This window comes from Sulfitobacter delicatus (assembly GCF_900102535.1).
GTDB classification, from domain to species: domain Bacteria; phylum Pseudomonadota; class Alphaproteobacteria; order Rhodobacterales; family Rhodobacteraceae; genus Sulfitobacter; species Sulfitobacter delicatus.
On sequence record NZ_FNBP01000005.1, the window covers coordinates 183,614 to 196,824 of the forward strand.

Below are 13,211 nucleotides of genomic sequence, written 5' to 3' on the forward strand. Positions count from 1 at the left end.
TTCGCGCGCAAAGGGGCAAGCAGCGCAGGGCGGTTGCCGCCTACTCTTCGCTCTCGTCTAACCCGGTGCCGAGGGTCTCATCCAGCAAGGCGATGGCCTGCCCCGTCACCTCAATCGCCGCCGAGGAAACAAACACGCGGCGCCGCTCAAGGATCACGGCAGCGTCGGAATTGCGCATAAGCTGCTCCAACACGGGAGCCGCAGCCGTCAGGAACCGTTCGCGCTCAACCTCAAGCCGCTCGCTCAAGGCGCGGTTCTTGGCCGCCTGCTCGCTGCGGGTGCGCTGGACCTTTTGGTCGAAAGCATCCGCCAGCTTGCGGAAGTCTTCCAACTCCATCGTCGCGCGTTTTTCGGTAAGACTGCGCTCCTCGGCCTCAAGCGCGGCTTCGATCTCGCGATTTTCCGTGGCCAGAGCGGTGCTCTGCTCTTCGATCTCGCGGTTGACCCGCTGGCCGAAAGCACTCTCGCGGAACATCCGCTCTGAATCGATGGTCAGTACCGGGCTGATCACCGCCCGCGACGGCTCGGCAGTCGGCGCATCGACCTCTGCCCCTTCGGCCTTCGGTGTTTCAGCGGGGGGGCGTTGTTGCGCGTGGCCGGGAGTGACCCCGGCCAACACAAATGCAAGAACGACAAGCGCGCGGGGCATCGCTTTAGAAGGTTGTCCGCAACGTGATCTCAAAGCTCTGCTCCTTGTCGAAGCTCTCTTTCTTCAGCGCTTCGGAGACGTTGAACTGCAGCGGTCCCAGCGGCGTGTCCCAGAAGACCGAGACGCCGACAACGTGCCGGAACGAACCGCCTTCGCCGACGATCGTGCCGCCAGTCGTGTTCACATCGCTCAGGTCCCAAAGATTGCCGACGTCATAGAAGACACCGCCGGAGATCCCGTATTCCTCGGGCAGACCAAGGGGGAATTCCGCTTCGAAACGTGCCACGGCATAAAGGTTGCCGCCCAGAGGATCGTCAGCGCCGTTGCTCTGGTCCCGCGGGCCGATGCCGCCGGGCTCAAATCCACGCATGATCGACGGGCCAAGAATGAACCGGTCCACCGCGCGGTTGGTGCCGCTGTTCCACGCCAACGCACCGCCTTCGAGCGTGGCCCGCAGGGTCACTTCCTCGTTGAAGATGCGCTTCTCGCCCGCGATCTTGGCCGAGGTCTTGATAAAGCTATTGTCGCCACCGAGACCGGCGAAATCCTGACCGAACTCGAACAACATGCCCTGCGTCGGGTCCAAACCAGTGCGGCGGGTGTCGTAGGTATAGGTGTAACCCACGGACGAAGAGAACAGCGCTCCGGCGTCGATCTCGTTTTGGATCGTCGCGCTATTGGTCTGATCGGGCGCTTCGTCGCGGTCGATCATCTCAATACCTTCGAGCGTATAGCGCACGGCCATACGGCCATTCTCGCTCACCGGGAAACGCAGGCTGGGCTGCAAGATCAGCCGCTCGGTGTCATAGCTGGTGTAGGACGAGTTGGTCTCGGCATAGTCGAGCTTAAACCCAAGCGCGACATCGCGGCCCAGGAACTTGGGCTCGACAAAGTTGATGCCATAACGCGTCGCGTCTTCAGCGGTCGAGATCGACAGGTTAAGCGACTGCCCCCGGCCCATGAAGTTGTCTTCTTGGAAGCTGACCGCGACACCGATCCCGTCGTTGTTCGAGAAGGACCCGCCAAAGTTCAGCGAGCCAGTCGGCTGCTCGACGACATCAACGTCAACCACAACCTGTTCGGAGCTCGACCCCTGCCGGGCGTTGACCTCGGCCCCCTCGAAATACCCCAAGGCGCGGATACGTTCTGCGGCCTGACGAATTTCGCGCGGGTTGAATGGGTCGCCCTCAACACTGTCGAACTCGCGACGGATCACGCGGTCCAGCGTGGTGGTGTTGCCTTCGATGTCGATACGCTCGACAAAGATCCGCTCGCCGCGGGTCAGCTTGTAAGTCACATTCAGCGCCAGATCGCGGTCATTGCGCTCAATCACCGGCTCCACACGCAGGAAATCGATCCCGTCGCGGATGGCCTGTCGCTCGATCCGAGCGATGTCATTTTCCACCAGCGACGGTGAATAGATCACGCCCGGGCGAATCTTGAGGATTTTACGATAGGCCGCGGCATCAAGCCCCGGCACTTCGTTATCGAGCGACACTGTTCCAAAACGGAACTGCTGACCTTCGGTGATGTTATAGGCCACAAAAACGCCATCGCGCTCGCGGGTCAGTTCGGCATTCACTGCCTCGGTGCGCATGTCGACATAGCCGCGCGATTGGTAGAAGTCGCGCAGCATCTGCTTGTCAGCCTCAACGCGGCTCTCAACAAAGGTGTCGCGTTTGATCAGGCGGCGGAACAGCCCTGCTTGCTTGGTGCCCAACACGCGGCGCAAACGGCGGTCGGAATAAACGCGGTTGCCGACAAAGCTGAGACGCTCGATCTCGACATTGTCGCCTTCAAAAATTTCAAACACCAGATCGACACGGTTCTGGTCGCGGCGGATCACACGCGGCTGCACACGGGCCGAGAGACGGCCTTCGTTGCTGTAGGCTTCTGCGATAGCGGCGGCATCCGCCTCGGCCTGAGTCGGGTTAAATACGCGGCGTTCGGTGGAGCCGATCAGTGCCTCAAGCATCTCGTCCTTGATGCGCCGGTTGCCCTCAAAGCTCACGCGGTTCAGCGTTGGCAGTTCCACAACGGTGATGACCAAAGTGCCGCCCCGAGGCTCAATCGCCACGGATTCGAACAGGCCGGAGTTCTGCAAGTTCTGGTAGGCGTCGTTCAACTGCCCGCCCGAAACCGTCTGGCCGCGACCGATGCCCGCCCGCGTCAGGATCGCACCGTCATTGATGCGCTGGTTGCCCTCAATGACGACAGTGTTGAACTGATATTGCTGCGCCTGCGCTTCGCTGCCCGGCACCAGCCATGCAACCGACAGCATGACGCAAAGCGATGCGCCCCTGAGGGTCTTGCTGACTTTGCTGCGCTGCGCCCACTCGATGGGCATTCTGCCCTCGTTCCTCAGTCCCATGACACCGACCCGTTTTTTACGACATTGATTGCCAACCTGACTACGCAGGTTAAGGGGCTTTGTCAAAAGCAACGGGGGGGAAATTTACACTATATCATGCGGTAAGGGCGGCCAGCATGACAGGATACGGCAGCGCCGACGGTACAGGGTCGCGCTCGTACTGGGATGAGATCAGAAGGAGGCGACGAAAGCGCCCGCGGAAAGTGCCGTGGCGATGGCCATCACAAAAAAGGCACGGTCCCAGTTGAGGTCCAGCAGCAGGCCCAGCCCGCGGTATGATCCTTGAATCGCTTGCATCGATACATCCTCGCCTATCAAGCCTTTCTTATGGCTGAGGATTGCGGCACGATTTTGTTGAATTGTGGCGTTTTCGGGGCATTGTGCTGTGAGTGAGCCGCTTTGCAGCCGTTCACGTCACGACTGCTTAAACGCAACATGCCCGTTTTTATCAATTGGCCAGAGCGGGTTAAACGCAATTTCCCAAATATGCTTGTCAGGGTCCGCAACATAACCGCGCAAACCCCCATAGGGAGGGCTATCGGCCGCGCGCAGTAAAGTCCCGCCGGCCGCCAGCAACCTGTCGATGGCAGGCTGAACGTCGCGTTCCTCTCGCACGTTATGCGCAAGTGACATCGGGGCTGGCCCCGACAGCCCCTCTTGCTTGGTATCTCGCTCAAGGGAAGACTTTAGCCAGGTGCCGAAAACGAAACCGTTCATCTGGTAAAAAGCGATTTCCGGGGTCTCGAACACAGGGGTCCAACCGAACCCGTTCCGATAGAACGCTTTCGATCGTTCAAGGTCAGATATCCCGAGCGTGACGACCGCGATCTGTTGCTGCATTTTCATTCCCTTTGCTCTACCTGCGCACCATGCACGGGCATCGAAACCCCAGCGGGACTAGCCCTCTCCCTGACGCGGCCTACCCGGCATCAGCGAAAGGATCTCAACATCCGTGGTGTTTTTCGGCTCGGCATCTGGCCCCAAGAAGCGCAGCTTACCGCCCTTCTCCAATTCCGCGATCAAGATCCCTTCGGGGTTCTTCTCGCGCCACTGCTCGAGCGTGAACTCCTCGGAAAGCCCGGTTACCCGAAACTCCCAGCCCTCCCGGATCAGGGCGTTGGCCTCGAAATAGGTCTTGCCGCCGCCGATCACCTGCCCTCCCAGCGTGGCAGGCAAGGCGTGGCGCGAACTGGACTCCCGCACGCGTTTCAGCTGGAACACATTCTCCCGGCCAAACTCAGGCGCCAAATCGGTCGCCACAAGCGTGTTATAGGCGTCGTTATCCGTGGCAGAGATCAGCTTTTCATACGCCACCAGATCAAGGCGCTCTTCCGCCGCTTTCGACAGAATATCGCCAAAGAACGTCTGCACCCCCGCATCCCGCGCGCTGCGCAGGTGGGCATGGTTCGGATCGGCGATGATCACCTGCAGGTCCATCTTCTGAAGCGCTTCGGCCAGCGCCACTGACCAGCGCGACCCGCCAACGATGATTACCCCCGGCGCGGCCGAGGCCGTCAGCCCAAGCAGCCGCGCCATCGGCGTTAGGGTAAAGCCGTGCAGAACCACCGTTGCCGCGACCAGCGCAAAGGCCAGAGGCGCGATGCGGTCGGCGTCGGCGATGCCAATCTCGACCAACCGCTCGCCGAAGAGCCCCGCGACAGCCACCAGCACCACGCCCCGCGGCCCGGTAAAGGCCACGAGCAGCCGTTCGCGCCAAGGCACATCGGAAAAGGCGAGCGCGGTCAGCACCGGCAAAGGCCGGGCGATCAGGATCACCGCCAGCACAAAAAGCAGCGCCGTCACGTCGAGTGAGCGGAGCGAGGCCCAACTCATGCTGGCTGCCAAGAGAATGAACACGCCCGACACCAACAGCACCGTCGCATGCTCCTTGAAACGGCGCAACTCAGTGTAGCTGGGCAGCTGGGCGTTGGCGATCCAGATGCCCATGATGGTTACCGCCAGCAACCCGGACTCGTGCAGCACGTAGTCAGACAGGGCAAAAACGCCCAGCAAGACGACGAACAGCACCGGCACCTTCATGTATTCGGGCACATAGGCCAAGCGGAACGCCCGCGCGATGCCCCAGCCGCCCGCGATGCCCAAAAGCGTGGCGATACCGATGCCCACAGCCAATTCCTGCGCCGCGGCCCCCGCCGAACTGGCGGTTTCCAGCACGATCACCACTTGGAACGCGAGAACCGCAGCCAAAGCCCCCACCGGGTCGTTCACGATGGCTTCCCATTGCAGCAACGCCGCTGGCCGCTTTTGCAGCTTGGCTTGGCGCAGCAGCGGCGCAATGACGGTCGGCCCGGTCACGATCATAATCCCGCCAAAGACCGCCGAGGTCGCCCAGCTAAGCCCAGCCACAAAATGCAAGGTCAACGCAGAGGCCAGCCAGCCAAGGGGCGCGCCCAGAACTACAAGCCGTTTCACCCCCGTCGCGGCATCGCGCAGGGTGTGGAAGTTCAGGGTCAGACCGCCTTCGAAGAGGATAATCGCCACCGCGATAGCAATCACCGGGGCCAGCATATCGCCGAACTGCGCCGCAGGGTCGAGCAGGCCGAGGACCGGGCCAACGATCAAGCCAGCCAGCAGCATCAGCACGATCGACGGCATCCGCAACCGCCACGCCAGCCATTGGCTCCCCACGCCAAGCCCGCCCACAAGGGCAAATGCCAAGACCGGGGCCAGCCCAGCTGTCTCTGCCGTCGCCATAAATTCCTCACCGCTATAAGTTAAGGGAGACGCTACCCTGCCCCGCCAAGCCCCGCCACCCTCTTCGGCGTGGGGATTTCATTGATTGTTGCAGCTACATGCGACGAAATCTGGCGGAGACCAGCGCTACGGTGCAGATTTTATGCCAAACGCCTGCCGAACAAGATCGACAAACAGGCCAAAGGGACGCGCGAGTAGGATCATAAAGACAACAGCCGCCCCAATCGCAATCAGCGCCTCTGACAGGCGCGCCCCCGCGACCAACAGCGTCGTCCCATAGACCGGCACCTGAAACAGCAGGAAAGCTGTAGTGTCTGTCAGCGCCAAGCCGATCCGGCCTTGCGGGCGCATCCGAGACAGCAGCCAATCCCGCCACCGCGTATAGGGTCGCCCTGTCACGATCATCACCGGAACCATGACAAGCCGCGTCGTCAGAACTTCGGGCAGATCCATTCCCGCGATGACGAGTTCAGAAAAGCTCGCCAGCGTGGTGAAAAAGACGATTGTGGCAAGGGTATCGATGACGAAAACACGCATGAGATCACTCTATGGGTCTTTGTTCCGAATGATCTAGCCACCGCAAACGATGGCCCCATCAAAAAACCGGCGGTGAGGCCCCTCACCGCCGGTTTTCTATCTGTAGCGTCTAAGGTGCTCACATCACGGGCAGAACAGGTCATTCCCAAGCGCAAAGAGCATCAAGGTCAGCACGAGTGTGATCCCAATGGTCATCAACACGCGCAGCGCCCCGTCGCTTGGCGGTTTGCCGGTCACGGCCTCATAAGCGTAGAACACCAGATGCCCGCCATCCAACGCCGGGATCGGGAAGAGGTTCAGCAGCCCCACCGCTGTGCTCAGCACCGCGATGAAATAGATGAACGACTGCGCCCCTTGGCTCGCCATCGCGCCGGAGGTCTGGGCGATGCCCACAGGGCCGCTCAGATTACAGGTGCTGATATTACCGACAATCATCTCACGCAGGCCCGAGATCGAGCCGGTGATGATGCGCCACGTGTTTTCCAGCCCGCTGCCAAAGGCGTCGCCCACGCCCGGCGTCTCGGTCGCGGGGGTAAAGGCCATGCCGCCAACGATGCCGATGCGCAGGTTTTGCTTGAAGCTGCCGTCGGGCTGGGGCTCGTCGGTGGCTTTGGGGATCAGGGTGAATTCCAGCGTCTCACCGTCGCGCCAGACGGTAAGCAACAATGCCGCCCCTTCGGAAGCTTCGACCGCCTCTTTTAACTGACCAAAGGCAAAGATCTCCTGCCCGTCGACCGCCGTGATAACATCGCCGCCCTGCAGGCCCGCGTCCTGTGCCGCCGACTGCGGCACCACGCTGCTGACCAGCGCGGGCAGCAGATAGGGGCCGTCGATGGTCAACTCGTCGCTGTCGCGGGTGATGTCATATTCCAGCACCGGCTGCTGTGGCAGGCCACCGACAAAGCTGTCATAAGCGCCGGGATCATCAAGGGACGGCACCGGCGTGCCTTCGACCGCGCGCAGCACATCGCCCTCTTGCAGCTCAGAGGTATTGCCCGGCAGGTCGCGAATTTGGCCCACGGTGAGCGGATCGCTCGCCGTTCCAACGGACATGGCCACGGCAAAGAAGATCAGGATCGACATGACAAAGTTAAACACCGGCCCCGCCGCTACGGTCAGCGCGCGGGCATAGAGCGGCGCGCCGTGCATGGTGTGGCGCAGCGCTTCGGGGTCTTCGGCCAGCGCCTCCATCGCGCTCTCGTCTTTGCCGGAGGCCGCGTTGGAATCGCCTGCAAATTTGACGTAGCCGCCAAAGGGCAGCAGTGCGAACTGCCAACGCGTGCCGCGTTTATCGACCCGCGAAAACAGCACCGGGCCAAAACCCAGACTGAATACATCGGCCTTGATCCCGGTCCAGCGACCCACGATGTAATGCCCGTATTCATGCACCGCCACGATCACCGACAGCGCCACGATAAAGGCCAGTATCGTCCAGATCAGCCCGCCGAACTCCGGCAAAAACCCCATAATGTCCAAGCTACTACCCTGCCCTTTTTTGAATTGCGGCCTTTGCCGCCTTACGTGCGAGATGGTCTGCCTGCGCCACCAGATCAAGTGTCATAGCGTCGCGCCCCCGGCCTTGCGCGGCCTCTTCAGCGCGCGCGTCGAGCACCTCTTCGACGATCTCGGCCATCTGCGTGAAACACAACTGCCCGGCGATGAACCCGTCCAGCGCCACTTCCTTGGCCGCGTTAAACACCGCGCCCATGAGACCGCCCGCCGCCATGACCTCCCGCGCCAGCCGCAACGCGGGCCAGCGGGCGTCATCCGGCGCGGTAAAATCCAACTGGCCGATGCGGGCCAGATCAAGCCGCTCGACCGGCAGATGCGCGCGCTGCGGATGGTGCAACGCATATCCAATCGCAAGGCGCATATCGGGGGGGCCGACATGGGCCATCAAGCCGCCATCGCAAAAGCCGACCAGCGCGTGAATCATGGACTGGGGATGCACCAGCACTTCGATGCTCTCAGGCGAGACGCCGAAAAACTCTCTCGTTTCAATGACTTCCATCGCCTTGTTGAACATCGACGCGGAATCGATGGTGATACGCTGGCCCATGTCCCAATTGGGATGGCTCGACGCCTGATCCAGCGTTGCATTCGGCAGATCTTCCAGCGGCCAATCGCGAAAGGCTCCACCGCTGGCGGTGATGATGATACGCTCCACAGCGGCCATATCCTCGCCCACCAGCGCCTGAAAAACGGCGGAATGTTCACTGTCGACCGGCAGGATCGTGGCCCCGTGACGCTTGGCCTCGCCCAGCATCAAGGCACCCGCACAGACCAAGGATTCCTTATTCGCCAGCGCCAGCGTGCCGCCCTGCTGCAACGCCGCCAGTCCGGGTGCCAAGCCCGCCGCACCAACGATGGCCGACATGACCCAATCTGTCGGACGTGTCGCAGCCTCGGTGATCGCCTCGGCCCCCGCAGCGGCCTCAACACCGCTGCCCGCGAGTGCGTCGCGCAGATCGTCCAACAGGTTTTCGCGGGCGGTCACGGCCACATCGGCGCGCAGCGCAATCGCATCCTCGGCCAGTTGCGCGATATTGCCCGCCCCGGTCAGTGCGACCACATCATAGCCCGCCGGATCGCGGCGGATCAGATCAATGGTGTTCTGACCGATGGACCCGGTGGCACCTAGTATCGAGATTTTGCGCGACATCAGAGCTTAGTTCAGCCCCGGCGGAAAGCCGATCAGCGGCCCGACGATCAGCAAGAACACCGCCGCCCCCAGCATCCCGTCAAAGCGGTCCAGCAGCCCGCCGTGGCCGGGGATCAGCGCTGAGCTGTCTTTGACGCCCATTTTGCGCTTCATCCCCGATTCCGCCATATCACCCATCTGCGAGGCCATCGACAGCGCGATGGAAATGCCAACGAGTTGCAGCCCAAAGCCGGTGTTGAAGGAAAACAGCAAGCCCACCAGCGCCGCACCAACCCAGCCCGACGCCGTGCCGGACCATGTTTTCTTGGGGCTGACCTTGGGCCAGAACTTCGGCCCGCCAATCGCACGCCCCGCGAAATAGCCAACCACATCGGTGACCACCACGACAAGCACCAGCCACATCAGCCAGCCAAAGCCCATGTCATCGCGCAACTGGATCAGGCCAAAGCCCGCCAGCAAGATCAGCGCGGTAAAACTCATATAAATCGTGCGGTTGCCGCCCAGCAGCGCAAAGCCCAACAGCGCGGGCGCCAGCAGCAACGGCAAGCCAAAACCCACCGGCAAATAAACCGACGCCAGCACAGCGACCCCGGTCACCAGCCCCAACTGCAAAGCCTCCGCCTGCCCCGAGCCGCGCAACATGCCGACCAACTCCCAGACCATCATGCCGCAGACCAGCGCCACCAGCAGGTGAAACACCACGCCCCCGAACCAGATGCCCAGCAGACCCACAAGGATCATCGCCGTGGCCGAGAGCATCCGCGCCCGCAGGTCGGACCATTGTTCAGGTGATTTCATCGCGCCGTCTCCTCAGGTCTTGACCGCACCGAACCGCCTGTCACGCCCGCCATAAGCGGTGCAGAGCTTGGTGAACTCCTCGCGGGTGAAGTCCGGCCAGAGCGTGTCAATAAACTCATATTCCGCATAGGCCGATTGCCAGAGCAGAAAGTTAGAAATCCGTGCCTCGCCGCTGGTGCGGATCACCAGATCAGGGTCCGGCAAGACATGGGTGTCGAGGTAGCGCGGCAAGGTCTCTTCGTCCACAGAGTCGGGATCGAGTTTCCCACTGGCCACGTCTTGGGCTAAGCGATGCGTCGCCCGCGCGACCTCGTCCCGGCCACCGTAATTCAGCGCAATCGTCAGATTGATGCGGCTGTTGTGGGCGGTGGTTTCCTCCAACTCGCCCATTAGCTTGATCAGCTTATCGTCCAGCCGATCCCGGTCGCCGATAAAGCGCACCCGTGCGCCATACTCGCTAAGCGCCCGCATTTCCTTGGAAATATACCGCCGAAACAGGGACATAAGCCCTGCCACTTCAACCTGCGTGCGCTTCCAGTTCTCTGTCGAGAAGGCAAAAATCGTCAGATATTCGACCCCCACATCGGGGCAACATTCGACAATCTCGCGCACCCGCTTGGCACCCGCATGGTGACCAAAGAGCCGGGGCCGCCCGCGTTGGGTAGCCCAGCGGCCATTGCCGTCCATGATGATCGCCACGTGACGTGGCCCACCGGGAATCGTTTCAGGTTGGATTTCGGCGGTGCTCATCTGTGGGCCTTCTCCTTCAAGTTTCCGTCCTCATTCCGCCGTAGCGGAGCGAGGTTAAACTTGCATGATCTCGGCCTGTTTCGTCTCAAGCTGCTCATCAATGGTGGTGATGAAACGGTTGGTCAGCTCCTGCACCTCGTCTTCCCAGATTTTCTGGTCGTCCTCGGACATCTGGCCGTCATTCTTGGCCTTCTTGATCTGGTCCATCCCGTCACGGCGGATGTTGCGGATCGAGACGCGGGCATGTTCGGCATATTGGCCCGCCACTTTGGTCAGTTGCGTGCGGCGCTCTTCGTTAAGCTCGGGGATCGGCAGCATGATGATCGTGCCGTTCAGCTGCGGGTTGATGCCCAGACCGCTTTCGCGAATGGCCTTCTCAACCTTGCCGACCAAGCCTTTGTCCCAAACATTGATCGTCACCATCCGAGGCTCTGGCACGTTCACGGTGCCCACCTGGTTGATCGGCGTCATCGAACCGTAAGCGTCAACCATCACCGGCTCCAGCATCGAGGCCGAGGCCCGGCCCGTCCGCAGCGAGGCAAATTCCGTCCGCAACGACGCGATGGCGCCGTTCATCCGCCGTTCAAGATCATCGGTATCGAGCATGAATTCATCTGACATGGGGTCTCATCCTGTGGTCTGACTGTGGTCGTGCCAAGGCACGGCTTTTCTGTGGGTATAAATCATCGGCGGGCCGAAAGGCCAGCGGGCATTCGCTCGCACCTGCGCGAGGATGCCCCGCGCAGCACAAACGAAAGGTCAGCCCTGCACCCGCGTGCTGGTGCCTTGGCCGGCCAAGATGCCTTTGAACCCATCCGGCTCGTCCAGCGAGAAGACGATGATCGGCAGGTTGTTGTCGCGCGCCAAAGCGATGGCGCTGGCATCCATCACGCCCAACCGCTTTTGCAGCACATCGTCATAGCTAACGGTCTCATAGCGTTTGGCATCAGCAAACTTGGCCGGGTCTTTGTCATAGACGCCATCCACCTTGGTGCCCTTAAAGATCGCCTCGCAAGACATCTCATTGGCGCGCAGGGTCGCGGCGGTGTCGGTGGTGAAATAGGGGTTGCCGGTGCCCGCGGCAAAGATGCAGACCCGCTTCTTCTCAAGGTGGCGAACGGCGCGGCGGCGAATATAGGGCTCGGCCACTTCGTTCATCGTGATGGCCGAGATCACGCGGGTGTGGATGCCCAGATCTTCCAGCGCCGATTGCATTGCCAGCGCATTCATCACCGTGGCGAGCATGCCCATATAGTCCGCCGTGGTCCGCTCCATCCCCTGCGCCGAGCCTTGCAGCCCGCGGAAGATATTGCCGCCGCCGATCACCATGCAGATCTCGACACCCAGTTCATGCACCGATTGCACTTCGCGGGCGATCCGCGCCACGGTGGGCGGATGCAGGCCGTAGCTTTGATCCCCCATCAGCGCCTCCCCCGAAATCTTGAGCATCACACGGTTGAAGGTCACTTGCGGGGTGTCTTGCGGCATGGGGGCACCTTTTTCATTCACGGCGGGCGGACCATCTGAATCGCGCGGGCGGTGAAGGGTTTTCATTCCGGCGTAAAATGTCGCAAATACGCCAAAGGTTCAATGCGCGGCGAGAGGAAGACGCAAAGAAATGCCGGATATTCCCCAAGCCCAGTTGGATGCGCTGTTGGGTGGCCTCGCCCCCGAGCGCCCCGTCTTGATCGCAGGCCCCACTGCCAGTGGCAAATCCGCCCTCGCGCTGGCCATTGCCGAGGCCGCGGGCGGCGTAATCGTCAACGCCGACGCCAGCCAAGTCTACAACTGCTTTCGCATCATCTCCGCCCGCCCCTCGCCCGAGGAAGAGGCCCGCGCCCCCCATGCGCTCTACGGCCATTTGCCCGAGGACGCGCCCTATTCCACCGGCCACTGGCTGCGCGAGGTCTCCGCGCTGATGCAGGGCGACCAGCGGTTGATCATCACCGGCGGCACCGGGCTGTATTTCTCGGCGCTGACCCAAGGGCTGGCTGAAATCCCCGCGACACCGCCCGAAGTCCGCGCCGCAGGCGACGAGATGCCACTCGAAGACCTACTGGCGGCATTGGACCCTCAGACCGCCGCAGGCCTCGACCAACGCAACCGCGCGCGGGTGCAGCGTGCTTGGGAAGTCTGGACTGCCACCGGGCGCGGGCTGGCGGCTTGGCAGGCCAACACCGGCGCGCCGCTTCTGCCACTCTCGGCCTGCCTGCCCGTGGTCTTCGACGTCGACCGCGACTGGCTCAACGCCCGCATCGAACGGCGTTTCGATCTGATGCTGGAACAAGGCGCGCTGGACGAGATCGCTGCCCTACGGCCCCGCTACGACCCTGCCCTGCCCGCACATCGCGCCATCGGCGTGCCGGAACTGATCCGCTATGTCGACGGCGAGTGGACGCTGAAACAAGCCCGCGCCGAGGCCGTCATCGCCACCCGGCGTTTTGCAAAACGGCAGCGGACGTGGATGCGCAGCAAAATGTCGGACTGGCAGCGCGTCACCCCCGGCTAAGCGCATTTGACCCGCCAAGATGTCGCTTTCAGACCTCCCTCATGTCGCAAAAACCCCACGTCATAGCGCAGCCGAGCGTTGACGTGGGGCCGTAATCCATGCCCAATGGGCGGCACCAACCGTCGCAAGACAGGCAAAACAACGCATTAGCGCCCGCCAAAAGCACTTGCCCGGCGGCCTGCGCGACATAATTCACCAAAGCGGCATCACGTCCGCAGCA

Annotated in this window: 13 protein-coding genes; 1 reads left to right on the forward strand and 12 read right to left on the reverse strand. The window is 61.8% G+C overall.

Annotation, left to right across the window (positions count from 1 at the left end; genetic code table 11):
- Positions 1-40 precede the first annotated feature (40 nt).
- The 12 genes from BLS57_RS11235 to pyrH all read right to left on the reverse strand — a co-directional run bounded on the left by BLS57_RS11235 (position 41) and on the right by pyrH (position 11,970).
- A complete protein-coding gene (locus BLS57_RS11235; protein WP_093742266.1) occupies positions 41-649 on the reverse strand; it encodes an OmpH family outer membrane protein in 609 nt (202 codons plus the stop codon).
- A gap of 4 nt (positions 650-653) precedes the next feature.
- Positions 654-2,996 (reverse strand): outer membrane protein assembly factor BamA, encoded by a 2,343-nt coding sequence (gene bamA / locus BLS57_RS11240; RefSeq protein ID WP_093742267.1) that lies wholly within the window; start codon positions 2,994-2,996, stop codon positions 654-656.
- 195 nt (positions 2,997-3,191) lie between these two features.
- Positions 3,192-3,317, reverse strand: coding sequence for a hypothetical protein (locus BLS57_RS20055; RefSeq protein ID WP_279626450.1), 126 nt, complete (start codon positions 3,315-3,317; stop codon positions 3,192-3,194).
- A 117-nt stretch (positions 3,318-3,434) separates the two neighbouring features.
- Positions 3,435-3,860 (reverse strand): VOC family protein, encoded by a 426-nt coding sequence (locus BLS57_RS11245; RefSeq protein ID WP_093742269.1) that lies wholly within the window; start codon positions 3,858-3,860, stop codon positions 3,435-3,437.
- Between the two features lie 57 nt (positions 3,861-3,917).
- Positions 3,918-5,735, reverse strand: coding sequence for a cation:proton antiporter (locus tag BLS57_RS11250; RefSeq protein WP_093742272.1), 1,818 nt, complete (start codon positions 5,733-5,735; stop codon positions 3,918-3,920).
- Between the two features lie 126 nt (positions 5,736-5,861).
- Positions 5,862-6,272, reverse strand: a complete 411-nt coding sequence (alaE, locus tag BLS57_RS11255) for an L-alanine exporter AlaE (protein WP_093742274.1) — start codon at positions 6,270-6,272, stop codon at positions 5,862-5,864.
- A 123-nt stretch (positions 6,273-6,395) separates the two neighbouring features.
- Positions 6,396-7,748, reverse strand: coding sequence for an RIP metalloprotease RseP (gene rseP, locus BLS57_RS11260; RefSeq protein ID WP_093742276.1), 1,353 nt, complete (start codon positions 7,746-7,748; stop codon positions 6,396-6,398).
- A 4-nt stretch (positions 7,749-7,752) separates the two neighbouring features.
- Entirely contained in the window at positions 7,753-8,934 is a 1,182-nt protein-coding gene (gene dxr, locus BLS57_RS11265) for a 1-deoxy-D-xylulose-5-phosphate reductoisomerase (RefSeq protein ID WP_093742278.1), read from the reverse strand.
- Between the two features lie 6 nt (positions 8,935-8,940).
- Positions 8,941-9,732, reverse strand: coding sequence for a phosphatidate cytidylyltransferase (locus tag BLS57_RS11270; protein WP_093742281.1), 792 nt, complete (start codon positions 9,730-9,732; stop codon positions 8,941-8,943).
- 12 nt (positions 9,733-9,744) lie between these two features.
- Entirely contained in the window at positions 9,745-10,482 is a 738-nt protein-coding gene (uppS, locus tag BLS57_RS11275) for a polyprenyl diphosphate synthase (RefSeq protein WP_093742283.1), read from the reverse strand.
- A 54-nt stretch (positions 10,483-10,536) separates the two neighbouring features.
- On the reverse strand, positions 10,537-11,103 hold the full coding sequence (gene frr / locus BLS57_RS11280; protein WP_093742286.1) for a ribosome recycling factor: 567 nt from the start codon (positions 11,101-11,103) through the stop codon (positions 10,537-10,539).
- Between the two features lie 138 nt (positions 11,104-11,241).
- On the reverse strand, positions 11,242-11,970 hold the full coding sequence (gene pyrH / locus BLS57_RS11285) for a UMP kinase (protein ID WP_093742287.1): 729 nt from the start codon (positions 11,968-11,970) through the stop codon (positions 11,242-11,244).
- A gap of 130 nt (positions 11,971-12,100) precedes the next feature.
- Between pyrH and miaA the strand changes: the two genes are divergently transcribed.
- Complete coding sequence (gene miaA, locus BLS57_RS11290) at positions 12,101-12,991, forward strand: tRNA (adenosine(37)-N6)-dimethylallyltransferase MiaA (protein WP_093742289.1); 891 nt, start codon at positions 12,101-12,103, stop codon at positions 12,989-12,991.
- The last annotated feature ends 220 nt before the right edge of the window (positions 12,992-13,211 follow it).

Excerpts from the sequence above, each read along its gene's own strand:
- BLS57_RS11235 (WP_093742266.1), bottom strand. The coding sequence starts at position 649 with ATGCCCCGCGCGCTTGTCGTTCTTGCATTTGTGTTGGCCGGGGTCACT.
- bamA (WP_093742267.1), bottom strand. The coding sequence starts at position 2,996 with ATGCCCATCGAGTGGGCGCAGCGCAGCAAAGTCAGCAAGACCCTCAGG.
- BLS57_RS20055 (WP_279626450.1), bottom strand. The coding sequence starts at position 3,317 with ATGCAAGCGATTCAAGGATCATACCGCGGGCTGGGCCTGCTGCTGGAC.
- BLS57_RS11245 (WP_093742269.1), bottom strand. The coding sequence starts at position 3,860 with ATGCAGCAACAGATCGCGGTCGTCACGCTCGGGATATCTGACCTTGAA.
- BLS57_RS11250 (WP_093742272.1), bottom strand. The coding sequence starts at position 5,735 with ATGGCGACGGCAGAGACAGCTGGGCTGGCCCCGGTCTTGGCATTTGCC.
- alaE (WP_093742274.1), bottom strand. The coding sequence starts at position 6,272 with ATGCGTGTTTTCGTCATCGATACCCTTGCCACAATCGTCTTTTTCACC.
- dxr (WP_093742278.1), bottom strand. The coding sequence starts at position 8,934 with ATGTCGCGCAAAATCTCGATACTAGGTGCCACCGGGTCCATCGGTCAG.
- BLS57_RS11270 (WP_093742281.1), bottom strand. The coding sequence starts at position 9,732 with ATGAAATCACCTGAACAATGGTCCGACCTGCGGGCGCGGATGCTCTCG.
- uppS (WP_093742283.1), bottom strand. The coding sequence starts at position 10,482 with ATGAGCACCGCCGAAATCCAACCTGAAACGATTCCCGGTGGGCCACGT.
- frr (WP_093742286.1), bottom strand. The coding sequence starts at position 11,103 with ATGTCAGATGAATTCATGCTCGATACCGATGATCTTGAACGGCGGATG.
- pyrH (WP_093742287.1), bottom strand. The coding sequence starts at position 11,970 with ATGCCGCAAGACACCCCGCAAGTGACCTTCAACCGTGTGATGCTCAAG.
- miaA (WP_093742289.1), top strand. The coding sequence starts at position 12,101 with ATGCCGGATATTCCCCAAGCCCAGTTGGATGCGCTGTTGGGTGGCCTC.